The organism is Curtobacterium sp. PhB172 (assembly GCF_003752545.1).
Taxonomy (GTDB): Bacteria; Actinomycetota; Actinomycetes; order Actinomycetales; family Microbacteriaceae; genus Curtobacterium.
In genome coordinates this window covers 23,729-49,403 of sequence record NZ_RKIF01000002.1, presented here as the reverse complement: position 1 = coordinate 49,403, position 25,675 = coordinate 23,729, and the positions used below count along the sequence as shown (strand labels likewise).

Here is a 25,675-nt window from a genome sequence, read left to right as displayed (position 1 = left end):
GGTGTCGCGCTCGGCGCGGCTGCTGTGTGCGCGCCGAACACACCCTGGTGCAGGGTGGAGAACCAGCAATGTGCGGCTGGTGAGCGCTCCGGGTGGTTCCCGGTCTGTGCAGGTGATTCGGCGCCCTGCCCCAAGTCGATTGGAATCCGTTCGGACGAGTTTCGCCGACGGCTGTCTGTCCTACGCTCGGTCCATGCAGGGGATCACGATCCGACCGACGACCGAGGCTGACTGGGAAGCCGTCCGAGCGCTCCGCCTGGAGATGCTCCAGGACACCCCGATGGCCTACGCGGAGCACCTGGCGGACGCCGAGCAGCACGACGAGACCGAATGGCGTGCGCGAGGCCGCCGAGGTCAGGACGTCGGGGGGACCTCGCTCGTGGCGATCGACGCCGACGGCCGCTGGGTCGGTGCGATGGGGGCGTTCATCCCGGACACCGCCACCGGACCGTTGCTGGTCGGGGTGTACGTCGCGCCGTCGCACCGCGGCCGCGCGGCCGGCGTGACCGATGCGCTGCTCGACGCGATCGAGGCGTGGGCTTCCGGCCACGGGACCACGCTCCGTCTCCACGTGCACGAGCGCAACCTGCGGGCGCAGGCCTTCTACGCGCGACGCGGGTTCGAGCTGACCGGGGCGAGCGAGCCGTACGTCCTCGCGCCCGACGAGCAGGAGCTCGAGATGATCCGCCGACTCGACGGGGCCTCGGCATGACCGGCGGTGGGGTGCGGTGGCTGCTGCTCGACGTCGGTGGCGTGCTCGAGATGGTCGACGACGCGGCATGGCCCGCGCAGTTCCGCAGGAGGTGGGCGGCTGCGTTCGGCATGACGGACGAGGAGTTCTCCTCGCGGTTGTCGGACGCTGACCTGCCCGATGCCGCGCGACGGACCGGGGTCGACGACGAGTACTGGGGGAAGATCGGCGCCGCACTCGGCGCCTCCGCCGAGGTGCTCGCGTCGATGCGAGCCGACTTCTGGGACGCGTACTGCGGCTCCTTGAACGAGCCGCTCTTCGACTTCGTCGCCGGTCTGCGCGGGACGGTCGGGCTCGCGATCCTGTCCAACTCGGGCGATGGCGCCCGTCAGGAGGAGGAGCGACGGTTCGGGTTCTCAGCCGTGTTCGACCCGATCTGTTACAGCCACGAGATCGGCGTCACGAAGCCGGAACCAGAGGCCTTCCGGATCGCACTCGACCAGCTCGCTGCCGCGCCCGAGGACGTCCTCTTCGTCGACGACGTGCCGGAGAACATCGAGGCTGCGCGGGCGATGGGGATCCGGGTGCACCTGCACGAGGAGACCGCGGACACGATCGCGGCGATCCGTGCGGCCGTGAGCGGAGGAGCGTGAGTGCCGCTACTGCGGAGCGCCGGATTCGGTGGGGTGCGACCCGGTGGTGAGCGACTCGACCCAGCCCCGCGCCGCGCGGAGGAGGTCGTCACGTGACGCGCCCTCGAACGCGCTGAGGCGCAGGAAGTGCTGCGTGATCGTGATGCCGAGGATCCCGCTCACGGTCAGCAACGCCCGCAGCCGGGCGTCGTCGCCGTCCAGCGAGCGCGCCAGGTTCTCGACCCGCTCGTCGAGGTAGCCACGCATGGTGTCCGCCGCCTCGGGCACCGTCAGCATCGACCGGACGAGCGCGGCCGTCTCGGCGGGGAGCGCGTCGAACCGGATGCCCAGGACGTCGAGCAGGTGGTCGGCCGCCGCGCGCTCGCTCCCGCCGCCCGACGTGGCCGGCAGCTGCACGGCGGTCGCGAACAGCGCTGCCTTCGACCCGAAGTGCTGCATCACGAGCGACGGATCGATGCCCGCTGCTGCGGCGATGCTCCGGATCGTCGTGCCCTCGTACCCGTTCGCACCGAACTGCTGCCGAGCGGCTGCGCGGATGCGCTCGGCGGTCTGTGCGCGCTTCGCGTCGCGTGAGGTCTCGGCCATGCGTCTGACTCTACGGCGTTGAGCGAGGTGTACGGTTCACTCAACGCCGATGAGTGAACGCATCGGCGCACGACCTGACCGGAGGAACCCCGATGACCCTGATCGCGATCGAAGAGCACTGGAACCACCCGGCCCTGACGGACGCCGTCAACGCCCTGCCCGACGACCGCCGCGACCCCAGCACGGCGCTGGACGAACTCGGCGACAACGGTGAGCTGCTCCGTGACCTCGGTGACGCCCGGCTCGCAGCGATGGACGCGCAGGGGATCGACGTCCAGGTGTTGTCGCTCGCGCCGCCCGGAGCGCAGCCGCTCGATGCCGCGGACGCGATCCCACTGAGTCGGCAGGCGAACGACATCGCGATCGCCGCGGTCGCGGACCACCCGGACCGGTTCCGCGCGTTCGCGACCCTGCCGATGGCCGACCCGGCCGCCGCCGTCGCCGAACTGGAGCGCACTGCCGGCCTCGGCTGCGTGGGGGCGATGGTCTACGGGCGGACGGGCGAGGTGCCGCTCGACGACCGCCGGTACGATGACCTCTTCGCCGTCGCGGCGTCGCTCGGGCAGCCGGTCTTCATCCACCCGCAGATCCCGTCGAAGCGCCTGCGCCAGGCGGCGTACGAGGGGTTCGACCCGATGGTCGAGCTCGGCTTGGCGACCTTCGGGTGGGGGTGGCACCTCGAGGCGGCGCGTGCGGCACTGCGCCTCATCGTCGGGGGTACCTTCGACCGGCACCCGGACCTGCAGGTGGTGCTCGGCCACTGGGGCGAGCTGCTGCTCTTCTGGCTCGACCGTGCGGACAGCCTGTCCCGGGTCGCCGGACTCGAGCGGACGGTGTCCGACACCGTCCGCTCGAACCTCCACATCACCAGCTCGGGGATGCTCAGCCCAACGCTGCTCCGGCACGCGCTGGACGTCACGACGCCCGATCGGCTGCTGTTCTCCACCGACCACCCGTTCCAGCGCCCCTCCGCCGCCGAGATCGACACGTTCCTGCAGGAGTTCCCCTCGGACGCGGCCCGCGACGCGTTCACGTCGGGGAACGCACGTCGGCTGTTCGGGATCGGCGACCAGACGGATGCGGCATGATCGGTCCGTGCCCACCCCGAACGTGACCGCCGCGTACCGCGCTGCCCGTGACCAGTTGCTCTCCGCAGAGTCCGCCGATGCCGCCCGCGCCGCCTTCCGGTGGCCGGACCTCGGCGACACCTTCAACTGGGCGGACGACTGGTTCGACGTCATCGCGGCCGGGAACGACCGCATCGCGCTCTGGATCGTCGACGCGGCCGGCTCGGAACAGCGGCTCAGCTACGCGGAGATGGCCGCCCGGTCCGACCGCTTGGCCGTGCGCCTGCACGAGCACGGCGTCCGGAAGGGCGACCACGTGCTGGTCATGCTCGGCAACCAGCTCGAGCTGTGGGAGACGATGCTCGCGGTGATCAAGCTCGGGGCCGTGATCCTGCCGACGTCGACGATGCTCGACACCGCCGACCTGCAGGACCGCGTCGATCGCGGAGCCGTCGCACACGTCGTCACGAACCGCAGCGAGACCGCGAAGTACGACCACGTCCGCGGGGACTTCTCGCGTGTGGTCATCGGCGGCACGGCGGACGGCTGGACGGACTACCCGTCGGACCTCGGAGAACCAGCGCCCGCGGGGGAGTCGCGACCGATCGTGGTCACCAAGACCTCCGATCCCTGCCTCGTCTACTTCACGTCGGGCACGACCTCGAAGCCGAAGATGGTCGTGCACACCCAGACGTCCTACCCCGTCGGACACCTCAGCACGATGCACTGGCTCGGTCTGCGGCCCGGAGACGTGCACCTGGCGATCAGCTCGCCCGGCTGGGGCAAGCACGCCTGGAGCTGCTTCTTCGCGCCGTGGATCGCCGAGGCGACCGTCTTCGTCCACGACACCCCGCGCTTCGATCCGGCCGCGCTCCTCGCCCAGCTGGAGTCCGCCGAGGTGAGCACGTTCTGCGCACCGCCCACCGCCTGGCGGATGATGCTCCAGTCCGATCTCGGTGCGCGCCCTCGGGCACTGCGCGAGGTCGTGTCGGCCGGAGAACCGCTCAACCCCGAGGTCATCGACCGGGTCGAACGCGCGTGGGGTCTGACCATCCGCGACGGCTACGGGCAGACCGAGACCACCGCGATCATCGGCAACGCCCCCGGCAGCACCGTCACCCCGGGCGCGATGGGCCGTGCGTTGCCCGGCGTCACCGTGACGCTGCTTGACCCGGTCACCGGGCAGCCCGGCGACGAGGGCGAGGTCTGCCTGGACCTCGACGAGCGACCGGTCAACCTGATGGCCGAGTACCTCGGTGACCCCGAACGGACCGCGGCATCGATGCGCGACCGCTTCTTCCACACCGGCGACATCGCGGTGCGGAACGCCGACGGGGAGCTGACCTTCATCGGCCGGACCGACGACGTGTTCAAGTCGTCCGACTACAAGGTGTCACCGTTCGAGGTCGAGAGCGCCCTGCTGCAGCACCCTGCCGTGGCCGAGAGCGCCGTCGTGCCCGCCCCGGATGACGCTCGGCTCAACGTCGTGAAGGCGTACGTGACGCTCGCCGCCGGGTTCGAGGCGACGGCGGACACCGCCGAACAGGTGCTCGCGTACGCGCGGACTGCGCTCCCGGCCTACGCACGCGTGCGTCGGGTCGAGTTCGCGGAGCTGCCGAAGACCATCTCGGGCAAGATCCGGCGCGTGGAGCTGCGGGAGCGCGAAGAGCGCGCGGCCGCGAGCGGGCTGCCCGTCGACGGCGAGTGGCGCGACGAGCAGTTCCCGGGACTGCGCGCGTCCCGTCCGCAGCGCCCGTCCACCGGCAGCTGACACGCGGCGCGGCACGTGGAACTGATCACCGACGTCTCCCGCGGCACCTGGCTGCTGGCCCGCGCGGGGGCGTTCGGCACCGTGGGCGGGACGGTCGGAACCGGCTTCGACGCCTCCGCGCGCATCCTCCACCCGGTGTCGGCGGATCGCGAGGACCGTTCGATCGTGGACGAACGGGAAGACCACCCCGTCCTCGAGTCCGCCCGGTGGCGGTGGTCCGACGTCGCATCGCGAACGGGCGGCATCCTGCACCCACTCGTCCAGTGGCGGCGTCTGACCGGCCGGACCGACGAGTCCGACCTGGTGTTCGAGGACGGATGGCGCGTCCACCCGCCCGAGGAAGGCTGGTTCGAGCCGATCCTGCTCGCCGCGCTCACCGAGCACCTGGCCGAGGCCACTTCGACGCCGGACGATCTGGTCGCAGCGGTCTGGGGCGGGTGGGGTGATCTGAGCGGCGGTTCGACGCTCGCCGTCGGTTGGCAGGGCGCCGATCAGGCGACTGCGGAGGAGATCGAGGCGATGCAGCGGTACGTCGTCGAGCAGCAAGCAGTGCACGACGGAGAACAGGCGGCGATCCGTGCTGCCCTCGCGGTCGAACGCTTCGACTGGCCGCACCGCGAGTGCTTCCTCCTCTCGATGACCCTGCCGCAGCTCGCCGACCCGACATGGCTGGACCGTGCCCGGATCGGGACGGTCGCGGACCTGCGCCACACCCCGCAGATGCTCTGGCCGGAAGACCACTCCTGGGTGCTCGCGTCGGAGATCGACTGGGACTCGACGATCGTCGCCGGGTCGCGTGCCCTGGTCGACGCGGTCCTGGCCGACGACCGGTTCGAGGCCTTCCCGGTCGACGAGGACAGCGACCTGACGTGGGACGGCGACCTGGTCAACGGTTGAACCGTGGCGGTGTCGGCGGCCTCGTCCGCCGCCGGTCGACTAGAGCCGAGCGGGGAACGCCGATCGTCGGCCGACCAGCGTGAGCAGCGCCGCGACCGCCCCGAACACGATCATCACCACGGCCAGGACCAGTCCGTCGAACACGGTCAACAGCGCGGCTCCGAAGACCCCGGCGACGAAGATCGCGATGTTGAACGCGACGGGCAGGAACGCGCTGGCGACGTCGGCGTTCTCCCCACCGGCCGTGGTGAGCGCCGCCTGCAGCTGCGTCGAGGCACCACCGAAGCTGACTCCCCACAGGACGGCGGCGACCAGGACGGCGACCGGCGATGCGTGGCCGACGAGCAGGACGACGCCGGTGACGACGAACAGTCCGACGCTCAGGTGGAGCAGGGGGCGGGGATGCCGATCGAGCAGTGCTCCGGTGATCACGACGCCGAGGATCGCCGCGATGCCGTAGACGAGGAGGACGAGTCCGGCGCTGAGGTCGGTGCCGGTCACCCGCAGGTACGGGGAGATGTAGGTGTAGATCGTGTTGTGCGCGACCATCCACGTGGCGATGACGGCGAGGATGATCGCGATCCCACGGATGCGGAACACCTTGACCACGGAGAGCTTCGCAGTGCCGGTCTGCCCGGGTGCGTCCGGCACGAACGCCGCGATCAGCGCGAGGATGACGACCCCGACGAGGCTGAGTCCGATGAACGACCAGCGCCAGTCCAGGGCGGTGCCGATGAACGACCCGAGCGGCGTGCCGAGCGCGAAGCCGACGGGGGCGCCCGTGGAGACGATGGCGAGCGAGACGCCTGCGAACCGCGCGGGACTGATGCGCCGCGCGTAGGTGGCGAACATGCCCCAGATGATCCCGGAAGCCGCGCCGGCGACGAACCGCGTGACGAGCGCGATGGTCACGTTCGGGGCGAACGCGGTGAGGGTGTTCGCGATGATCAGCACGGCGATGGCCGTCATGATCAACGGCTTGCGGCGCAGGCCCCGCGTGAGTGCGATCGCCGGCACCGTGACGATGACCGTGCCGATCGCGTAGGCGCTGACGAACAGTCCGACCGTGCCCTCGGACGTCCCCATGCCGTCCGCGATGACCGGCAGGAGGCCCGCGGGCATGGTCTCCATGGCGACGAGCACGAACCCGATCGCCGCGAGCAGTGCGAGCGGGAACCACGGCAGCCGGTCGTCGGCAACCGGAGTGGTCGACGGAGCCGACGGAGCCGACGGGGTCGTGGTCACGAGGGGGTCCATGTCCCTGACGCTAGGGCGGCTCGAGCGGCGGAAGGGAGGTTCTGCTCGACCCCGTTTCGGCAGAGCCTCACTCGTTGCGCGGAAGTGGTCTTCGCTGGGGGCATGACCGAACCCCAGACCTTCTTCATCACCGGGACCAGCCGCGGCATGGGCACCGAGTTCGCGCGCGCAGCCCTGGACGCCGGACACCACGTCGTCGCGACCGGGCGGGACCCGGAACGTGTCGTCGCAGCGCTCGGCCAGCACGACGAGCTGCTCGCCGTCGCCCTGGACGTCACGGACGAGCGCACCGTCCGGAGCGCGGTCGACGCAGCGATCGAACGGTTCGGCCGCATCGACGTCCTGGTGAACAACGCCGGGAGCTTCCAGGGCGGGTTCTTCGAAGAGGTCTCCTCGGAGCAGTTCCGCGCGCAGATGGAGACGAACTTCTTCGGTGCGATGAACGTCACCCGCGTGGTGCTCCCCGTCATGCGGGCGCAGGGCTCCGGTCGGGTCATCAGCATCAGCTCGACCGCCGGCATCGTCGCCGGTGCCGGTGGGAGCGCGTACGCCGCGTCGAAGTTCGCGCTCGAGGGGTGGATGGAAGCGCTGCACGACGAGGTCCTGCCGTTCGGCATCCACACCACGGTCGTCGAGCCCGGCTTCTTCCGGACGGATCTGCTCGCGGAGGGCAGCTCCACCTTCTGGGGCGACGTCCACCTCGACGACTACCGGTCTTCGTCGGACCAGACCAAGGAGTTCTTCCGCGGCATGGAGGGCAAGCAGAGCGGCGATCCGGCGAAGCTCGCCCGCACGCTCCTGGCCCTGACCGAGATGTCCGCACCGCCGCTGCGCCTCGTCGCCGGTGCCGACAGCGTCGAGGGGGTCGTGCGGAAGGCGCAGCAGCTCGTCGAACAGGCACGGGCGTTCCCGGAACTGACCTCATCGCTCGACCTGGACGACCAATCGAGCTGAGGCGGCCGAGCGGGTAGCACCCGGGACACAGCGCGCCGATCCGGCTCCGGCGTGCAGCCCGCGGCAGCGAGACAGAGTCGGTGCGCTCTCGTCTCGTCATCGGACTCCTCGTCGCCCTCGCCTGCACCGTGCCGCTCACGGCGTGCTCGGCCGCGGAGGGCCTGGCCCGGAACGCACTGGGGTCGTCTGGCGGATCGAGCGGCACCGAGACGGCGGTGTGCCCGAGCGCGGAGGCGCCGGCGCCGGACGCAGCGAATGCGACACCGGACCCGACCCCGGCGCCGACACTCGACCCCGCCATCGCGAGCCAGGTGCGCACCGCCCTCCGGCAGGTCCGTGCGCTCCCGGCCGTCGCCGAGGCGACGCAGACGACCACGAACACTCCCAGTTCCGCCCCGGACCCGACCTGCTCCACCCGGTGGGTCACGTCGAACCACTTCGCGTCGCGGTTCACGGTCGCGATGGACCCCGACGCGACCCCGGCTCAGGCTGGAGCCGTCCCGACGACGATGGCCACCGAACTGGCGTGGACCGGCGTCTCCCTGACGCTGACCGTGCCGGCGGACGAGGGGCACATCGCCAGCACCGTCCACTACGACGGCACGTTCGACCAGCAGATCCCGACGTCGACGTCCACTGCGGTGGCGCAGGACTGGCGACCCTCGCCGCGACCCCGCACGTGACCGGGCTCGAGGCCTCGATCCCGTACACGATGCGCGTCGACTACGGCTCGCTCGTCATCGGCGTGGACTCGGAGGACCAGGGCGTCCTCGACCGCGTCCGCGCCGTGATCGACACGACGGCCTTCGCGGACACGACCCTGCACGGTTCGTTCGGCAACGGCGCGAAACCGTGACCCGCCGCCCGCCATACTGAACCGATGACCCGCGCGCTGCTCCTCGTCGACATCCAGCTGGACTACTTCCCGGGCGGGGCCTTCCCCCTCGTCGAACCCGAGGCCGCTGCCACCGCCGCCCGCGCCGTGCTCGACTCCTTCCGCGCCGCCGGCGACCTGGTGGTGCACATCTTCCACGTGTCCACCGACCCCGACGCCACGTTCTTCGTGCCGGGCACGCCGGGCCTCGGCTTCCACCCGTCGGTCGCGCCCGTCGACGGCGAGCCGGTCCTCGAGAAGCACGCACCGAACAGCTTCATCGGCACCGGACTCCAGGAACTGCTGACCGACGCCGGAGTCGACGAGGTCACCATCGTCGGGATGATGAGCAGCATGTGCATCGACTCGACGACCCGGGCCGCGCACGAGCTCGGCTTCACCGCGACCGTCGTCGCCGACGCGTGCGCCGCGCCGGACCTGGCGCTCGGGGGCGTCACCGTCCCGGGTGCGAGCGTCCACGCCGCCTTCATGGCGGCGCTCGACGGCAGCTTCGCGACCGTCACGACGAGCGACGCGCTCAGTCGCTGACGTCCGCAGGGCGCGTTCGGGGCCCTGAGATGGGGCAGAGCGGACGGGAGGCCCGTGGCGGCCCCGCCCCGCGCCTCCCGTCCGCCAGCCGGCTCAGTTGATGATCTCGTCGCGCTCGTCCGCGCGCAGTGCGGCCAGGCGCTCGCGCCAGAGGCGCAGCGCGTCGGGCGTGAGTCGGGGCCAGTCGGTGACCTCGCGGACGATCCGTACTGGTTCGGTGCTGCGGTAGGACCGGGTCGGGTTGCCGGGGAACTTCTTGTCGGTGACGTTGGGGTCGTCCTCGTACGGACCGGTCGGCGCGACCTCGTAGACCCGCGGTTCGGCGTCACCGGCGGCGAGTTCGGCCGCGAGCCCGGCGCCGTCGGAGACCGCCGTGAAGTAGACGTGGTTCATGACCACCTCGGGGCGGTAGTTCGACCGGAAGCCCGCGGTGAGCAGGTCGCCCGGCACGAGGCCGGCCTTCGTGCCGTGGAAGAACGGTCCGTCGTCCTGTGCCTGCTCCACGGCGACAGGCTACGCCGAACGGGCCCGGCCCCCGCGCACCTGACACATCCCCCTTCCGACGGACGCGCCGCCGGACACCCCTGCAATAGCGTGGCCGCCGTGATCGAAGTCAGCCACCTCACCAAACAGTACGGTCCGAAGACCGCCGTGGACGACGTCTCGTTCGTCGTCCGACCCGGCAGTGTGACCGGCTTCCTGGGGCCGAACGGCGCCGGGAAGTCCACCACGATGCGCATGATCATGGGCCTCGACCGGCCCACCGCGGGGAGCGCGACGGTGAACGGCCAGCCGTACACGACGTTCCGCGACCCGCTCCGACAGGTCGGTGCGTTGCTCGAGGCGAAGGCGGTCCACTCGGGCCGCAGCGCCTACAACCACCTCCTCTCGCTCGCGGCGACCCACGGCATCCCGAAGGCCCGCGTGCACGAGGTCATCGACATGACCGGCCTCGAGTCGGTCGCGAAGAAGCGCGTCGGTGGGTTCTCGCTCGGCATGGGGCAGCGCCTGGGAATCGCTGCCGCACTGCTCGGCGACCCGAAGACCCTGATCCTCGACGAGCCCGTCAACGGTCTCGACCCCGACGGCGTCCTGTGGGTCAGGCAGCTCGCCCGACGCATGGCCGCCGACGGTCGCACCGTGTTCCTGTCCAGCCACCTGATGAGCGAGATGGCGCAGACCGCGGACCGCGTGGTCGTGCTCGGCCGCGGCAAGGTCCTCGCCGACGCCCCGATCGCCGAGTTCGTCGCCGGTGGGGGAGTCGCACCGGGCACTGCTGGCGGTGGCAGCCGGGTCATCGTCCGGACGCCGTCGCCCGACCAGCTGTTCCAGGCCATCGGCCCGAACGCGACCGTCGCCCCGCGCGAGGACGGCACCTTCCTGGTCGTCGGTCCCGACGCACCGACGGTGGGCAACATCGCCGCCCAGGCCGGCGTCGCACTGCACGAACTCACCCCGACCGGCGCGAGCCTGGAGGAGGCCTACATGGCCCTCACCCGCGACGACGTCGAGTACCGATCGGAGGGCACCCGATGAGCGCCACCACCTCGCCCACCACGCCGTCGACCCGCATGCACGGTGCGACCCGCCTGTCGTTCCCGCACCTGGTGCGGAGCGAATGGATCAAGCTGCGCAGCATCCGGTCCACGTTCTGGTGCTACGCGATCCTGGTGCTCGTGACGATCGGCATGGCCGCACTCGTCGGTGCGAACACCAACAGCGGCGGCGACCAGATGCCGACGGACATCGCCAACGGCACCCTCGTGAACGTCAACACCGTGGGCGTCCTGCTCTCGTCGCTCGTCGTGGGCGTGCTCGGCGTGCTCATCATCACCGGCGAGTACGGCACCGGTCAGGTCCGCTCGACGTTCACGGCCGACCCCCGGCGCACCGGTGTGATCCTCGCGAAGGCCGTGATCCTGGCGGTCACGACGTTCGTGGTCAGTGCCGTCGCGACCTGGATCGGTGTGCTCATCTCGCTGCCGCTGCTGGCCGGCAACGGTGTGGAGCCGGAGATCGGCAACCCGGCGGTGTTCCTGCCCATCCTCGGGTCGTCCGTCTACCTGACGTTGCTCGCCCTGCTCGCCTACGGGATCGGGCTGCTGGTCCGGTCGAGCGCTGGCGGCATCGCGATCACGCTCGGCATCCTGCTGGTCCTGCCGGTGGTCCTGTCGCTGATGGCGGGGCTGATGAACCTCGAGTGGCCGGTCAACATCATGAAGTTCCTGCCCGACCAGGCCGGCAGTCAGCTCTTCGCGTACTCCTACGACGGACAGGAAGCCAGCCAGGACGACATCGTCCTGAACGGCTGGGGCGGCTTCGGTGTCCTGGCGGCCGAGGTGCTCGTCGTGGGTGCACTCGCGCTGACGGTCGCTCGTCGACGCGACGTCTGACCCGAGCGAGCGCGCACGCGTTCTGCGACGTCCCACCTGTCGATCGACGGGTGGGACGTCGCTCGCTGCGCACGCATCGACTGCCCGTGCGACGAGTGGCCCCGCGGCGTCGCTAGGCTCACGGCGTGCGACACCTCCCCGCCCTGGTCCTGCCGGTGCTCGCCGTCGTGGCCCTGCTCGCCGGCTGCACGTCGGCGCCGCCCGTCGACGAGCAAGCCCTCGGCAGGTGGAAGACGCAGCAGGAGGCGAGGACCGAGACCGAGGATGCGGTCCTCGGGGTGCTGAGCGCCGACACGAGCCCCGGCGACGAGGACCCGGCCCACCTCGAGCCCGGCGTCCGCGTGCAGTTCCCGGACTCCCGGACGATCGACCACCTCGAGTTCTCGTGCTACGGCAAGGGGCAGATGCGCGGCGTCGTGCGGACGGTGTCGGCGCGCGGATCGCAGAGCATCGAACTCGATCCGATGGACTGCCGCGACAGCCCGCACCAGATCGAACTGTCGTCGAGCAAGGACGTCGACAGCGTCGCGTTCAACGACTTCGACAGCGACCGGCCGAGCGCCTGGCGACTCGTCATCTTCGGTCCAGGGCCCTCGGGGGAGTGACTACCGCAGCACCTGGTAGCGGTGCAGCGTGACCCCGTTGTGGTACTCCCGCTGCTCGAGCAGGTCCAGCAGCACCGGCGGTCGCACGCCCGTCGCCGGCGCGTCGAAGAGCGGCCGACCGGCGCCGAGCACCGCGGGGTGCGTGTAGAGCAACAGCTCGTCGAGCAGCCCGGCGTCGAGCAACTGCGTCGCGAGGTTCGGGCCGCCGACACCGATGTCGCCCTCGGACTCCTCGCGCAGGACGGCGAGCTGCTCGATGGCGTCGTCGCCCCCGATGACCCGGGTGTTGTGGTCGGCGCTGGTCCGGGTGCGCGAGACCAGGACCTTCGGCTGGTCGGTCCAGACCTCGCCGTACTCGCGCATGAACGCCGGCATCGACTCGTCGGTGCGGGCGTCCGGCCAGAACGGGTCCATCATGTCGCGGACGACCCGCCCCTCCACGGACAGGGTCATCGCCGCGGCGCGGGCGTTGAACTCGCGGTGCAGCGGCTCGTCGATCCGCATCCACTCAGGTCCCTCGACGTCGCCGAGTTCACCCTCGTCGCGCTCGACGAAGCCGTCGATCGACACGTTCATCCAGTACACGAACCTCGCGGGCATCGCTGACTCCTTCGTCGCGCGGAACCGGGCGGAACCAGCCCGGTCCGCTGCCCGCGAGCGTACGCTCGCGCACGCAGCCCTTCCTCGACGATGAGAGCAGGACCCCGTGCGCCGAACAGTCGCAACCATCCTCGCCGTCGCGACGCTCACGGCGGTCGCGGCCACGGGCCTCCCGGTCGGCGCCGCCGCAGCGTCCACGCCCGTGGCGGACCGGACCACCGGACACAGCGGCTCGGGACACGGCGCGGCTGCGCCGACCCACCGGAACCCGGTCGCGCTCAGCCTGCCCGACCGCGAGACGGCTGCGAGCTGCGCCGACCCGACCGCGATCCGCGGCGTCGGGCGCGACCGCAACTGGTACCTGTACTGCACGACCGACGCGTTGACGGCGACGGAGCAGAACGCCGACGGGTCGCTCGTGCAGCACGGTGTGCCGACCTACCGGTCGACCGACCTGACGCACTGGACGTACGTGAACGACGCGTTCCCGACGCGACCGGCCTGGGTGGGGTCCGCCAACGGGATCTGGGCGCCGGACGTCGTGTACCGCGCGGGCGACCGTGGTCGCGCGGGCACCTGGTACCTGTACTACGCCGCGTCGGACACACCCTCGGCATCGGCACCGACCGGCGGGGGATCCGCGGTCGGCGTCGCGACGAGCTCGAGTCCGACCGGTCCGTGGACGGACTCCGGCGGCCCGGTCGTGGCACCGCAGACCGCCGCGAACGGCACCGGGGCGCGCTGGGCGTTCGACCCCGAGGTCATCACTGACAAGGGCACCACGTACCTGTACTTCGGCAGCTACTTCGGCGGCGTCAACGTCCGCACGCTCAGCGCCGACGGTCTCCGCTCCGACCCCGCGAGCGAGCGGCAGATCGCGATCGACAACCGGTACGAGGGCGCCTACCTGACGCGCCACGACGGCTGGTGGTACTTCATGGGCTCCGCCACGAACTGCTGCAACGGCGCCCTGACCGGCTACGGCGTCTTCGTCGCCCGGTCGCGCAGCCCCCTCGGACCGTTCACCGACCAGGACGGGGTGGCGATCACGAGCACCCGGGTCGGTGGGACACCCCTGCTCGCGCAGAACGGCAACCGCTGGGTCGGCACCGGGCACAACACGGTGGTCACCGACCTCGCCGGCCAGGACTGGATCATCTACCACGCGGTCGACCGCGGCGACCCGTACTACGCCGGGCAGCCGACGTACACGAAGCGGCCGGCGCTCATCGACCCGCTCGACTGGCGGCACGGCTGGCCCGTCGTGCGGGGCGGGGCGGGACCGTCCGACACGGTGCAGCCGGGGCCGGTCGCACAGCCGGGGCAGCGCGCGACCTACCGGGCGACCACCGCACCGGTCGACGTTCCCGGACGGACCATCCGCGCGTTGTCGGCCTCGTTCGACGGGACCACGCTCCCCACGGCGCTCCGCTGGACCCGTGAACCCGACCGCTCGACCTGGACCGTCGGCGGCGGCACGTTCCGCTGGCAGACGCAGGACGCCGACATCCACCCGCCGGCGACGCCACTCGCCTCGGTCCTGTCCGAACCGGCGCCGCAGGGCGACTACGTGCTGCAGACGACCGTCGCTGTGGACACCCCCGCCACCGGCGACGGCGTGAACTACGTGCAGGGCGGACTGATCGTGTGGGGCGACGACGGCGACTACGTCCGGCTGACGTCGAACTCGATCTTCAACACCCGGCAGACGGAGTTCGGCAAGCAGGTGTCCGGGCAACCGGCCGGGGCGCCGAGCTACGGCAACACGGTCGTCGGACCGGTCGGGGACACCACCACGCTCCGGATCGTGCACCGGGTCGTCGGCGGTGAGCACCGGTACACGGCCTGGACGAGCGTCGACGGGCGGCACTTCGTCCGTGGTGGGACGTGGACGGCGGACCTCGGGAGCGCCCCGCGGATCGGGCTGATCTCGCTCGGCGGGGCCGGGTTCACGAGCACGTTCGAGGATCTGCGGGTGAGCACGGTGGCGACGCACCGGGGGTGACGGTCCGGCTCAGCGCACCTGCGGCTCGTCGATCGCCCAGGACCAGTCGTTGTCGGCGTTGGTCAGCGCCCACTGGACGCGGACCTGCTCCGCACCGGACGGCACCGTGACGGGGACCGACGCGACCTGCGCGATCTGGTCGCTCGTGTACGACGCGACCTGCCGGAACGCGCCACCGTCGAAGGAGACGAGGACGGTGGCCTGCTGCGTGCCCTCCTGGCGGTAGTGGTTGCCGAACGACACGGTCGCGCGGGTCTTGCCCACGACCGAGTGCGGCTGCGAGGTGATGCGGCTCGAGAACGTGCCGGTGTGGGTCTTGTCCGCCCACTCGTCGGAGTCGGCGACGGCGAAGACACCGCGTTCGCGGACGTTGGCCTCGCGGGTCTGGTCGTGCTGCGACTGCGTCCAGAAGTCGTCGTCGGTCAGGGTCCAGCCGGCCCACTCGGTGACGCCGCCGGTGCCCATGCCGGTGTTGTCGACGCTCCAGCCGGTCGGCATGCTCTTCGTCCAGCCGAGCGTCGAGGCCGGAATCCCGGACTCGTCGACGCGGGGCTTCAGGGCGCCGACCATCGTGTCGAACGGGTCGGTCGACGCGGTCGCGAGCGGACGGCCGTCGAGCTCGGCGGGGCGGGCGACGCCGAAGGTGGCGAGGACGTCGGCGGCGATGTCGACGTTCTTCGGGCGGATCGCCGGGGTCCGCTTCGTGATGCCGGGGCCGGTCTTGATGATGAACGCCGAGCGCTCGGCCGGGGTGCTGCCGCCGTGGCCGCCGGCGTCGGTGTGCCCGTGGTCGGCGGTCACGATGAACGACCACTGCTCCGACGAGTACGTCGAGCGGGCCTTCACCGCTGCCTGCAGCTGCCCGACGTACCCGTCGACCTCGGCGATGGCGTCGAGGTACTGCTGCGACGCCGCACCGTACGAGTGGCCGGCGTGTCCATCCGGAGAACGCCGCGGGCCCCCACGATCCCCGTCGGGATGGGAGGATACACCGACGCCTGCCCGCACCGAGAACGAGGTTCGATGAGTCCGACCGAGGACCCCCAGTCCGCGGCCCCACTGCTCGACGGGCGCTACCGACTCGAACACGCCATCGGCCAGGGTGGCATGTCCGTCGTGTACCGCGGCATCGACGAGAGCCTGCACCGCCCCGTCGCGGTCAAGGTGTTCAGCGCCGGCACCGTCGACATCGCCCGGCAAGAGGCCGAACTCGGCGTGCTCGCCTCGCTCGAGCACCACAACCTCGTCAGCCTGCTCGACACCGGCGTCGTCACCGGCCACGACGGCACCCACCAGCGGTACCTCGTGATGGCGTTGGTCGTCGGCCAGGACCTCGAGGAACGCCTCGCCGTCGGCCCGCTCGCCTCCCGCCACATCGCCGAGATCGGTTACGACATGGCCGAGGCGCTGCACTACATCCACAGCCACAGTGTCGTGCACCGCGACATCAAGCCGTCGAACATCCTGCTCGTCGACTACGGCCACGACTCCGACCGTGCCCGCGCGCGGCTCACCGACTTCGGCATCGCGCTCGCCGCGGGCGTCGAACGCATGACTGCCGACGGCGTCACCACCGGCACGGCTGCCTACCTGAGCCCCGAGCAGGCCCGCGGCGGCGACGTCGGGAGCCCGAGCGACGTCTACTCGCTCGGCCTCGTGCTGCTGCAGTGCTTCACCCGCCGCCGGGAGTTCCCCGGTTCGCTCGTCGAGTCCGCGGTCGCCCGGCTGTCCCGCGACCCGGTCGTGCCCGAGCCACTGCCCGAGCACTGGAAGCAGCTGCTGCGGGCGATGACCGCGCAGGACCCGGCTGCGCGCCCCGCCGGCGCCGAGCTGGTCACGATGCTCCGCGACGTCGTCATGACCGAGACAGCCGGCACCGACCACGTCGTGGACACCACGGCGGCGGCTCCGACCGCCGCTGCCGGTGCGCCGCGAGCCGACGCCGACACGGCCCGCCCGGCGACGCTCGACACCCTGCCCGACGAGGCCCTGCACCGCACCACCGCGATGGCCGCCCGCCTGTTCGACGCGCCCATCGCCCTGGTCGAGGTGCTCGACGAGGACCGCGCCTGGTCGCAGTCCTACATCGCCGAGGGCGTCGACGAAGCAGCGCGCAACATCAACTTCGGCAACGGCTTCGCGCCCGTCGCGGTCCCCGTCGTCATCCCGGACGGCTCGATCCACCCCGACATGCAGCACAGCCCGCTCGTCACCGGCGCGCTCGGCATCCGGTTCTACGTGAGCGTGCCGCTCGTGCGCCACGACGGCGTCCCGATCGGGACCCTCGCGGTGCTCGACACGAAGCCGCGGCAGGCGACCGAGGCCGACCTCGCCAACCTGCACGACCTGGCCGCGCTCGCCGTCACACAGCTCGAGATCCGGCAGGAGTCGCTCCGCACGACGAGCGACTCCCTGCCGGTCGCGCGGGTGACGGGGCAGCAGGAGGCTGCGCGGCCCTAGACGGTCGCCGCTGGCGGACGGGAGGCCCGGTGCGGGCCCGCCCCGCGCCTCCCGTCCGCCCCGCGGTCGCGACTCGTGCGTCGGTCCCGCCCGCGGGCGGCTGCCTGCCCGCCCGCGCGCCTCCCGCGGGCCTGCTTGCTCGCCCGGTCGGCGCGCTCTGGATGCCGAGCGGGCGAAATACCGGGGTTGCGCGCCCCGCGACCCGGGCATTTCGCCCGCTCGCGGGCACATGCCGCAACTCGCATGCATCCGCTGGAATACGAGCGCCCGATCGCGCGAGCGGGCGAAATGCCGCCGTGTGTGGCCGAGCAGACCCGGATGTTTCGCCCGCTCGCGGGTTCGGACGGCGGGAGCGGGTGCCGGCGGGCGCGGGGACGGGGTCGGCGGGGCGCGATGCCGATCCCGGCTGATCGGGCACTGCCCCTATCGGTTCAGGCCGCGCAGGCGCATGCTGTGCGAGGTAACGGAACCCGAATCCGCAAGTGGTCGAAGCACGATCGGCCCGTGGGGAGGGAGCGCCTCTCTGGGCCTCAGTCGAGCGTCGACGCTTCCTTCCTGTCCTGCCCCGCAGCTCGTCCCGCCGCGATTCGGGTGTCGCGACCGGACGGGGAGGGACGTCCGCGTCCCCGCGAGCCGGGTCGTCACCACCGCCCGGCTCGTGCAACTCACTCGGTGAGGGCAGCCGCGTAGGCGCGGACCGACCGGTGGTAGCGGGGGAGCGTCGGTTCGACGGCCTCGATCGCGACGCGGAGCGCCTCGTCGTGGCGGCCGGCACTGTGCAGGGCGAGCGCGAGGAACACCTTCGGCGCGGCTCCGGTGGACGGGTGTTCCGGGGCGTCGCGGAGCATCGCGATGGCCTCGTCGACGCGGTCGAGGTTCCGTAGGGTCGAGGCGTGCTGCACGACCATCTGCGCCGCACGTGCGGGATCGACGTCGGCGAGTCCCGCGGCGGTGGCGGCTGCGTAGTGGACGTCGGCCTCGGCCTCGTGGCCGCCGGAGTCGTTCGCGCCGCCGAGCTCGAACGCGCCGAGGGCCGGGTGCGGCGCGGCGTCGGCGAGTTCGCGCATGCGGTCGATGCGCTGCTGGTCGTCGATCGTGTCGTCGGCCCAGAGTGCGGCGACGCGGGTTTCCCAGTCTGCGGTGCTCATCGGTCCAGCGTATTGCCGCCCGGCGTCGCACCGTCGGCGATCGTCGCTCCGTCGTTGACCGTCGCATCGTCGGCGACCGTCGCACCGTCGGTTACTGTCGCGCGGAAGGACCGGACGAGCGGGACACCGGGGTGCACGAGCGCCGGCGCACGCCAGGCGAGGGCCGAACCGATCGCCGGGTACTCGGCGGCCCGGACGAACCAGGGATCGCGGTGGTCGAGCGCTTCGAGTCGGATCGTGGCCGGCGCTCCCTCGAACACCGCGGACCACTCCACCCAGGGCGCGACCGAGCCGTGCACCGCCGCCTCGCCCTGCGCGTCAGCGGTCCGGACGACCACGTCGGTGCAGTCGGCGAAGCGCCAGAAGAACCCGCCGTACCCGGCGCCGACCCGGCCGTTGCTGCCCGGACCGCCGAGGTGCACGACGGCGTCGCCGGGGGTTCGGAACGAGGACGACCAGGTCAGTTCCCACCCGGAGCCGACGGCGCGCCAGGCGAGGGTGCGGTCCTCGTGCAGGACGACCGCGTGGTCGGGGCCGCGCCAGACGAGTTCCTGGACCGTGCCGCCACCGTTCGGAGCGGGGTGCTGCTCGGCGCGCACGACGTCGACGCGGCCGTGGTCGTCGCGCCACACGTAGCCCGGACCGTGCACGTAGGTGCGGCCGCCCCAGCAGTTCACGGCGTCGACGTCCGGGATCGCGACCCCGACGCCGCAGTGCCAGTCGTGGTCGGCCGGGTGGTGGGCGCTCAGGACGGTGCCGCCGAGGGTCCGCACCGGGTGCAGGTACGGACGCGGCGACGACGTCGCGATGGTCCCGGAGCCGTCGAGTTCCGTCGCCACCGAGCCTCCGTCGACGCGCAGGACCTGCAGCACCTCGTCGCGGGCGGTGTGGGCCCAGGGCGCACCGACCTCGGAGAACAGCGCTCGTGCGTCGGCGGCGCGGTCGACGATCGCCTCGACGTCGGCGACGAGCGGACGACGGGCGGGCCCCTCGCCCTCCCACGTCACCCAGGGGTGGTCGATGCGGACGGGCTCGGCGGCACGAACGGCCTCGAGCACCTCGACGAACGCACCCGTGGAGACCAGGGGGACGAGCAGTTCGTCGCCGCGGGACCGGTGGGCGAGCAGGTTCTCGAGCAGATCCGTCCGGCCGAGCGTCTGGGTGGTGTCGCCGACGGTGACCTCGTCGGCCGTGTAGTGCAGCACGGCGCTCCCGGCGGCGCCGCGGACCCGAACGGTCGGCAGGACCTCGGACGGAGCGCAGACGGTCAGGGCCGCGGTGGCTTCGAGCCCGGCGCTGGTCGTGACCCGGACGGCCGAGGTGTCGTCGCCCTCGGTGTCGTTCGCCCGGAACAGCTCGACCTCGACGCGCCTGACGTCGGACGCGCGACGGCAGCCGACGAGCGCCAGGGCCGTCGCGACCGCGTGGGCGAGCGGGTTCGTCACGACCCCGTCGAGGACGTCGACCCCGTCGACCCGGCGTCGGCCGGCCCACGCGGAGCGGTCCCAGTACGCCTGGTTCCGCGTCCACGTGCCGACGGCGGCGGCGGAGCGGACCGGACCGACGAGCGACCCGTCACGGAACGCCGGCAGCGCGTCGGACCCGAGGCTCTGGAACCCGACCTGCACGACCCGGCCGGTGCGCCGCTCGGCGTCGAGCAAGGTGTCGAGCGCGTCGCGGGTGGTCACCGGGGGTTTCTCGAGCAGGACGTCGGCACCGGCTTCGAGGGCGGTGGCCGCCAACGGCAGGTGGGCGGCGATCGGGGCGGCGATGACCACGACGTCGACCGGGCCGTGGTCGCGAGCCGCCAGGACGTCGGCCACGACGACCACACCGGCGTCGGTGGTGGTGTCGAGCGTGGGGTCGACGACGGCGGTCAGCGTGCAGACCCCCGCGGCGACGAGCCGATCGATGTTCGCGCGGTGGTGCAGGCCGTAGCCACGCGCACCGACGAGCACCACGCCGGGGAGGGTCATCGAGCGGTGCCGATCGTGATGCGCGTCGTGCCGGGGGAGCGCCCTGTCACGTGGACGTGCTCGCCGTCCGGTCGGTCGGTGCCGCCGAGGAACGCGTAGTCCTGTCCGGGCGCGTAGAACGCCGGCTGGGTCGGGCCGCTGCCGTTGCCTGCCCCGAAGGACACGGCGTCGTCGCCGACACGGTAGGTGCCGGTCCCATCGGCGAGGACGGTCTCCCCGGTCGCGGCGTCGGTGCTCACACCCGTGAACGTACCCCCGCCGCGGAACGTCAGCTGGAGCGACCACGGCACGTCGGCGCCCTCGGTCGTCACGTCGAGCGAGACGGCGTCCGGCGTGACGGTGACGTCGACCGTCGTGGTGAGGGAAACGGTGTCCGCCGCACGCGCACCGAAGGACATCGACGCCGAGAAGCGACCTTCGTCCCCGAGCGCGTAGGCGCCGTCGGTCCGTCGAGCCGCGGCGGGCAGGGGCTGGTGGTAGCCGGCGGACACGGTCTCGGTGAGTCGGTACCGCCCGTCGCCGAGGGACTCCAGCGACGTCGGACGGAACGGTCCGAGCCCGAAGAACTCCCGCGACAGCCGGACGTCGGTCAGCGCGACCGAGCCCGCGAACACCCGCAGGAACGTGGGGCTGTTCGCCAGGCCCGATCGGACGTGGCCCTGCGACGGCACGTCCGACCCGGCGAACAGGACGACGCTACGGTCCTGTTCTCGGACGTGCACGAGCCGGGCGTCGGCGAAGGTGTGCACGGCCGGTTCGAGCGGCGCGCCGACGGGCAACGGACGGGCGAGCAGTGGATCCGTCATCGCGCGGGCGGCGACCGCACCGGGCTGCCACGTCTCGGCGTCGGCGGCCCGGGCAGCGACGGCGGCGAGGTCGGCGCGGTCGTCGAGCACGGCCAGGTGCCAGAGCAGGGGAGCGAACGCGCCGATGCCGAACGCCTGCGACTGGTCCTGGCGGCGCGACTGGACGGTCTCGACGGTGTCGTCGGGCAGCAGCAGCGCGAGGGTGGCGTCGAGGGACCGGCGCACGGGGTCGAGCAGCTCCGGCCGGTCGAGCACCGAGGCGAGGACGAGGAACGACGGGCACGAGACGGCCGCCGCGTAGTTCGGGCTGCGCTCGGACCACAGCCCGTCGGCGTCGATGTCAGCACGCTCGGCGAGCCACTGGTCGATCCGCGCGACCAGCTCCGGTGCCGGGTGCAGTCGGTGGACCCGGGCGAGCGCGGCCGAGACCTCCCACCGGTGGTTCGGCGTGTGCACGCCACCCGTCAGCAGCGCCGGCGTCGCACGGTGCACGATCCGGTCGAGGTCGTCGGCCAGCACCGCGGCCGCCGGGACCGACGCCCGGTACGGCGCGAGCAGCTCGAGGGCGTCGCAGACGTCGTTCACGGTGAACGCCGAGTCCGGCGGGGAGAGCACGTTGTCGCCGCCGACGAACGTGCCGCCGGGGGACTGCCGGGCCGCGAGGTGCCGGACCCAGCCGTGCGCGGTGGCGAGGTCGTCGTCGGGAAGGCGATCGGGGCCTCCCGTCCGCTCGTTCCGGACCCACGCCCCGACCAGGGTGAGGGCACGCGCCATCAGTTCCCGGTGCTGCAGCGCAGCCGGATCGTCGTCGGTGAGCCGGAGGCGCGCGACGGCGGCGTCCGCTGCCGGGCCGACCGCGTCGAGGAATCCCATCAGTCCTTGAGTCCCGCGTTGAGGTCCGCGCCGTTCACGTACTTCTGGAACACCAGGTAGATGAGCACGAGCGGGATGATAGAGATCACCGAGGCGCCGAGCAGGACGGTCCAGTTGACGTTCTCTGCCCCGACGATGCTCTGCAGCGCGATCTGGATCGTAAACTGGTGCGGGTCGTTGAGCACCAGCAGCGGCCAGATGTAGTCGTTCCACCGCCACTGGAACGAGAAGATCGCGAGCGTCAGCATGATCGGCCGGGAGATCGGCAGCATGATCCGCCAGAAGATCCCGAACTCGCTCGCACCGTCGATGCGCGCGGCCTCGACCAGGTCGTCGGGCACCGTGATGAAGAACTGCCGGAACATGAAGATGCCGGTCGCGGTGATGACCGACGGCACGATGATGCCGGCCAACGAGTCGTACATGCCGAGGTCGCGGATGACGATGAAGGTCGGCGCGAGGATGACCTCGGTCGGCAGCATCGTCGTCGCCAGGATGCAGACGAAGAAGACCTTGAGCCACTTGTTGTCGTACTTCGCCAGGGCGTACCCGGTGGCGGCGCTCGCCAGGACGGTGAGCACGGTGGTGACCAGCGCGACGATGACGGTGTTGCCGAAGTACCGGGCGAAGTCGTAGCTCGCCCACGCCTCGGTGAAGCCGCTGACCGACCAGTTCTTCGGCAGCAGGGTCAGCGGGTACGAGAACAGCTCGCCGCCGGGCTTGAAGGCGCTCAGCACGAACCAGAGGACCGGGAAGCCGAAGGCGATGATGAAGACCCAGAGCAGGGCCGTGGCGGCGATGGCCTTCGGACGGGGCGGGCCGTCGAGGCGCTTGGTCTTGGTCGTGCTCTTGCTCTTGGTCGTGTTGTCGGTTGCGGGTGCGCCGGGGGCGCTGGGCAGGGTGGCGGTCATCGACGGGCCTCCGTCCGACGGTTCACGGCCAACTGGATGAGCGCGATGGCCATGAGGATGAGCATGAGGACCATCGACGCCGCGCTCGCGTAGCCGATGTGGGCGTTCTGGAACCCGTTCGTGTAGATGTACTGCACGAGCAGGTTGTTGTCGGTGCCGGGTCCGCCGCCGTTGAGCGCCTGGATGGTGGCGAACTCCTTGAACGCCCCGAGCGACGACAGCAGGATCACGATGAACGACGTCGGCGCGATGCTCGGCAACGTGATGTACCGGAACTGGTGCCAGGCGCCGGCCCCGTCGAGGGACGCTGCCTCGTAGTAGGACTGCGGCACGTTCCGGATCGCGGCGACGAACAGCAGCATGTTGAAGGCGGCTCCGGCCCACGCGGTGGCGAACACCACCACGAGCAGCGACAGGTCGGCGTTCGACTGCCACGGCACGGCCTTGCCACCGAGGGACTCGATGACGAAGTTCGCCAGGCCGAAGTTCTCGCCGAACATCCACCGCCAGATCACACCGGTGACGATCGGGGAGATGAGCCACGGCACGAAGAACACGATGCGTGCGACGCTCCGGCCCTTCGCCGCCGGACTCGTCAGCATCAGCGCCATCGACAGTGCGAGGACGAAGCCGAGCGGGACGGCGACGATCGCGTAGAGGAAGGTGCGCCCGAGGGCTGCGTAGAAGGTGTCGTCGGCGAACAGCTCGAAGTAGTTCGCCAGGCCGATGAACTTCGGGTCGACGACGCCGTTGTAGTCGGTGAACGAGTAGCCGAGGCCGATGACGGCGGGCCACACGAAGAACACGACGAACAGGACGGCGTTGACGCTCACGAACAGGATCGGGGCGAGGACGGGCTTGCTGACGCCGGAGCGGCGGCGCTTCGTCGTCTTCGCGGCTCCGGGCCGACGGGGCGGCACCGGGGTGGGGACGGCGGTCTGCACGTCACCGGCTGCGGTGGGGATGCTCACGATGATCCTCTTCGTCGGGGGGAGCGGACAAGGCGCGGGGCGCGGGACGGGAGCGCCGGACGGGACGCGGAGCGCCGGACGGGGCGCGGGGCGCGGGGCGCGGGACGCCGGACCGGACGGGGCCGGACGCGTGCGCCCGGCCCCGTTCCGTCAGCCGACGTGCTCCTCGTAGTACTTCGTGATCGTCTCGAGGGTCTTCTTCGCCGACTGCTGCCCGTTGATGAGCTTGCCGACCTCGGCGGTGGTGGGATCGGTGCCGAGTTCCTTGCCCTCGACCGCCCACTTCGCGCTCTCCTTGGCGTAGGAGCTCGAGATCGGGTCGGCTGCGTCGATCTCCTTCTGGTACAGCGCGAAGGAGTCCTTCGCCGCCTGCGACTCGAACGGGTACTGGATGTCCAGACCGGTCTCGACCGGCAGGAAGCCGTTCGTCGTCACGAGCTTCGCGTAGTTCGTCGGGTCGTACATGTAGTCGATGAACTTCTTCGCGGCGGCACCGCGGGCGTCCGAGTTCTCGAAGCCGACGATGTTCCCGCCGTAGTTGATCTCGGTGGCGTGGGTCGGGTCGGCCGGGGTGGCGGCGCTCGCCCAGTCGAAGTCGGTGATGTTCGACGCGAAGTCCGACGACTGCCAGACACCGGAGAAGTACGCGACGACCTGGCCGCTCTTGAACAGGGCGTTCGGGTCCTGGCTGCTCGTCCACACCGACTTCGGCATGACCGAGTCGTCGTTCATGTCGGCGAAGTCCTGCAGTGCGTCGACCGTCTTCGCGTCGGTGGGGAAGGAGCCGTCCTTCTCCTGCTGCATGAAGTCCGTGCCCTTGGTGAACATGTAGGCGCGCAGACGCGACGGCGACGAATCGAACACCATGTCGTACTTCGCGCCGGTCTTCGCCTTCACCTGGTCGGCGGCCCTCAGGAACTCGTCCCAGGTCCACGCCTTCGCAGGGTCGGTCGGGTAGTCGATGCCGGCCTTCTCGAACAGCGACTTGTTCACGAACAGGCCGGCGGCGGTGACGTCGGACGGGATCGAGGTGACCTTGCCGTCGTCGTCCTTCGCGATGATGTCCTGGTCGATCTTGTTGGCGTCGTCGTCGACGATCGAGGCCAGGTCGACGGTCTTGCCGGTCCAGAGCGGGTCGATGCCGGCGGCGCGCACCACGTCGGGCAGCGAGTTCGCCTGGGCGGACTCGCGGAGCTTGGTCTGCAGTCCGTCGTAGGGCAGGTTCACGATCTTGACCGTGACGCCGGTCTTCTCCTCGTACGCGGTGGCGAGGTCCTGGTAGCCCTTCTCCTGCGCGGTGGAGGTGGAGAGCCAGAAGGTCAGCTGATCGACCTTGCCGCCGTCGCCGGAGCTGCCGGAGGCACAGCCGCTCAACAGGGCCAGTGCGGCGATGCCGCCGGCGAGCGCGAGCATTCTCTTGGATGACTTCATCGTCACTGCTTTCGTTCGGGACCACTGGCGTCTGCCGTGGGCGAGCGTTCGGGGTGTCTCGGCCGAGGACCCCAGGTCTACACGACGTGAGCGCTCATGGCAAGCGCTTTCCTGCGCGATGTTCTGACAATGTGACCAGCCGTCTCGGAAGGCCGCGCCGACGGCGCGGACGCTGGTCGGGCCTCCCGGGAAATCGCT

General features: G+C 71.2%; 25 protein-coding genes. 14 read left to right on the top strand and 11 right to left on the bottom strand.

Going from position 1 to position 25,675, the window contains the following annotated elements:
- Nucleotides 1-193 precede the first annotated feature (193 nt).
- Nucleotides 194-712, top strand: a complete 519-nt coding sequence (locus EDF42_RS00890) for a GNAT family N-acetyltransferase (RefSeq protein WP_123671217.1) — start codon at nt 194-196, stop codon at nt 710-712.
- Entirely contained in the window at nt 709-1,344 is a 636-nt protein-coding gene (locus EDF42_RS00885) for an HAD-IA family hydrolase (protein WP_123671216.1), read from the top strand. Before EDF42_RS00890 ends, EDF42_RS00885 begins: the two co-directional genes overlap by 4 nt.
- 6 nt (nt 1,345-1,350) lie before the next feature.
- Here the strand turns inward: EDF42_RS00885 and EDF42_RS00880 are convergent, their stop codons facing one another.
- Nucleotides 1,351-1,929 (bottom strand): TetR/AcrR family transcriptional regulator, encoded by a 579-nt coding sequence (locus EDF42_RS00880; RefSeq protein ID WP_123671215.1) that lies wholly within the window; start codon nt 1,927-1,929, stop codon nt 1,351-1,353.
- A gap of 92 nt (nt 1,930-2,021) precedes the next feature.
- Between EDF42_RS00880 and EDF42_RS00875 the strand changes: the two genes are divergently transcribed.
- From EDF42_RS00875 to EDF42_RS00865, 3 genes are read left to right on the top strand one after another with little or no spacing between them, the layout of a single operon-like run.
- Nucleotides 2,022-3,017: an amidohydrolase family protein gene (locus EDF42_RS00875; RefSeq protein ID WP_123671214.1), complete on the top strand. Its 996-nt coding sequence runs from the start codon at nt 2,022-2,024 to the stop codon at nt 3,015-3,017.
- Nucleotides 3,007-4,767, top strand: coding sequence for an AMP-binding protein (locus EDF42_RS00870; protein WP_123671213.1), 1,761 nt, complete (start codon nt 3,007-3,009; stop codon nt 4,765-4,767). Before EDF42_RS00875 ends, EDF42_RS00870 begins: the two co-directional genes overlap by 11 nt.
- Before the next feature lie 15 nt (nt 4,768-4,782).
- Nucleotides 4,783-5,664, top strand: coding sequence for a hypothetical protein (locus tag EDF42_RS00865; protein ID WP_123671212.1), 882 nt, complete (start codon nt 4,783-4,785; stop codon nt 5,662-5,664).
- 39 nt (nt 5,665-5,703) lie between these two features.
- Here the strand turns inward: EDF42_RS00865 and EDF42_RS00860 are convergent, their stop codons facing one another.
- On the bottom strand, nt 5,704-6,921 hold the full coding sequence (locus tag EDF42_RS00860; protein ID WP_123671211.1) for an MFS transporter: 1,218 nt from the start codon (nt 6,919-6,921) through the stop codon (nt 5,704-5,706).
- 102 nt (nt 6,922-7,023) lie between these two features.
- Between EDF42_RS00860 and EDF42_RS00855 the strand changes: the two genes are divergently transcribed.
- The 4 genes from EDF42_RS00855 (at nt 7,024) to EDF42_RS00845 (ending at nt 9,298) form a co-directional block, all read left to right on the top strand.
- On the top strand, nt 7,024-7,875 hold the full coding sequence (locus EDF42_RS00855; RefSeq protein ID WP_123671221.1) for an SDR family NAD(P)-dependent oxidoreductase: 852 nt from the start codon (nt 7,024-7,026) through the stop codon (nt 7,873-7,875).
- 80 nt (nt 7,876-7,955) lie between these two features.
- Nucleotides 7,956-8,558, top strand: a complete 603-nt coding sequence (locus tag EDF42_RS00850; RefSeq protein ID WP_260234941.1) for a hypothetical protein — start codon at nt 7,956-7,958, stop codon at nt 8,556-8,558.
- The gene (locus EDF42_RS19155; protein ID WP_260234940.1) at nt 8,555-8,731 is read left to right on the top strand and encodes a hypothetical protein; all 177 of its coding nucleotides are present in this window, start codon (nt 8,555-8,557) and stop codon (nt 8,729-8,731) included. The genes EDF42_RS00850 and EDF42_RS19155 overlap by 4 nt, the downstream gene beginning before the upstream one ends.
- 24 nt (nt 8,732-8,755) lie before the next feature.
- The gene (locus EDF42_RS00845) at nt 8,756-9,298 is read left to right on the top strand and encodes a cysteine hydrolase family protein (RefSeq protein ID WP_123671210.1); all 543 of its coding nucleotides are present in this window, start codon (nt 8,756-8,758) and stop codon (nt 9,296-9,298) included.
- 93 nt (nt 9,299-9,391) lie between these two features.
- On the opposite strand, the gene arr is transcribed toward EDF42_RS00845, so the two are convergent.
- Entirely contained in the window at nt 9,392-9,802 is a 411-nt protein-coding gene (gene arr / locus EDF42_RS00840) for an NAD(+)--rifampin ADP-ribosyltransferase (protein ID WP_123671209.1), read from the bottom strand.
- 99 nt (nt 9,803-9,901) lie between these two features.
- Between arr and EDF42_RS00835 the strand changes: the two genes are divergently transcribed.
- From EDF42_RS00835 to EDF42_RS00825, 3 genes are all read left to right on the top strand, one after another.
- Nucleotides 9,902-10,834, top strand: coding sequence for an ABC transporter ATP-binding protein (locus EDF42_RS00835; RefSeq protein WP_123671220.1), 933 nt, complete (start codon nt 9,902-9,904; stop codon nt 10,832-10,834).
- Complete coding sequence (locus tag EDF42_RS00830) at nt 10,831-11,691, top strand: ABC transporter permease (protein ID WP_123671208.1); 861 nt, start codon at nt 10,831-10,833, stop codon at nt 11,689-11,691. Before EDF42_RS00835 ends, EDF42_RS00830 begins: the two co-directional genes overlap by 4 nt.
- A gap of 125 nt (nt 11,692-11,816) precedes the next feature.
- Nucleotides 11,817-12,296, top strand: a complete 480-nt coding sequence (locus EDF42_RS00825) for a hypothetical protein (RefSeq protein WP_123671207.1) — start codon at nt 11,817-11,819, stop codon at nt 12,294-12,296.
- Here EDF42_RS00825 and EDF42_RS00820 read toward each other — a convergent pair whose 3' ends face one another.
- Nucleotides 12,297-12,896 carry a dihydrofolate reductase family protein gene (locus EDF42_RS00820; protein ID WP_123671206.1) on the bottom strand — a complete coding sequence of 200 codons (600 nt, stop codon included), beginning with the start codon at nt 12,894-12,896 and terminating at the stop codon, nt 12,297-12,299. It lies immediately after the preceding gene.
- A gap of 106 nt (nt 12,897-13,002) precedes the next feature.
- Between EDF42_RS00820 and EDF42_RS00815 the strand changes: the two genes are divergently transcribed.
- The gene (locus EDF42_RS00815) at nt 13,003-14,901 is read left to right on the top strand and encodes a family 43 glycosylhydrolase (RefSeq protein WP_123671205.1); all 1,899 of its coding nucleotides are present in this window, start codon (nt 13,003-13,005) and stop codon (nt 14,899-14,901) included.
- 9 nt (nt 14,902-14,910) lie between these two features.
- On the opposite strand, the gene EDF42_RS00810 is transcribed toward EDF42_RS00815, so the two are convergent.
- Nucleotides 14,911-15,909, bottom strand: a complete 999-nt coding sequence (locus EDF42_RS00810) for an alkaline phosphatase family protein (protein WP_123671204.1) — start codon at nt 15,907-15,909, stop codon at nt 14,911-14,913.
- A gap of 15 nt (nt 15,910-15,924) precedes the next feature.
- Between EDF42_RS00810 and EDF42_RS00805 the strand changes: the two genes are divergently transcribed.
- Nucleotides 15,925-17,361 (top strand): GAF domain-containing serine/threonine-protein kinase, encoded by a 1,437-nt coding sequence (locus EDF42_RS00805; RefSeq protein WP_123671203.1) that lies wholly within the window; start codon nt 15,925-15,927, stop codon nt 17,359-17,361.
- 665 nt (nt 17,362-18,026) lie between these two features.
- Here EDF42_RS00805 and EDF42_RS00800 read toward each other — a convergent pair.
- From EDF42_RS00800 to EDF42_RS00775, 6 genes are all read right to left on the bottom strand, one after another.
- On the bottom strand, nt 18,027-18,509 hold the full coding sequence (locus EDF42_RS00800; protein ID WP_123671202.1) for a tetratricopeptide repeat protein: 483 nt from the start codon (nt 18,507-18,509) through the stop codon (nt 18,027-18,029).
- A complete protein-coding gene (locus tag EDF42_RS00795; RefSeq protein WP_123671201.1) occupies nt 18,506-20,485 on the bottom strand; it encodes a DUF6807 family protein in 1,980 nt (659 codons plus the stop codon). The genes EDF42_RS00800 and EDF42_RS00795 overlap by 4 nt, the downstream gene beginning before the upstream one ends.
- Nucleotides 20,482-22,164, bottom strand: a complete 1,683-nt coding sequence (locus EDF42_RS00790) for a hypothetical protein (RefSeq protein ID WP_123671200.1) — start codon at nt 22,162-22,164, stop codon at nt 20,482-20,484. The genes EDF42_RS00795 and EDF42_RS00790 overlap by 4 nt, the downstream gene beginning before the upstream one ends.
- Nucleotides 22,164-23,075 (bottom strand): carbohydrate ABC transporter permease, encoded by a 912-nt coding sequence (locus EDF42_RS00785; RefSeq protein ID WP_260212473.1) that lies wholly within the window; start codon nt 23,073-23,075, stop codon nt 22,164-22,166. Before EDF42_RS00785 ends, EDF42_RS00790 begins: the two co-directional genes overlap by 1 nt.
- Nucleotides 23,072-24,046, bottom strand: coding sequence for a carbohydrate ABC transporter permease (locus EDF42_RS00780; protein ID WP_207895555.1), 975 nt, complete (start codon nt 24,044-24,046; stop codon nt 23,072-23,074). The genes EDF42_RS00785 and EDF42_RS00780 overlap by 4 nt, the downstream gene beginning before the upstream one ends.
- Nucleotides 24,047-24,196: 150 nt before the next feature.
- Nucleotides 24,197-25,477 (bottom strand): ABC transporter substrate-binding protein, encoded by a 1,281-nt coding sequence (locus tag EDF42_RS00775; protein WP_260234936.1) that lies wholly within the window; start codon nt 25,475-25,477, stop codon nt 24,197-24,199.
- Between the last annotated feature and the right edge of the window lie 198 nt (nt 25,478-25,675).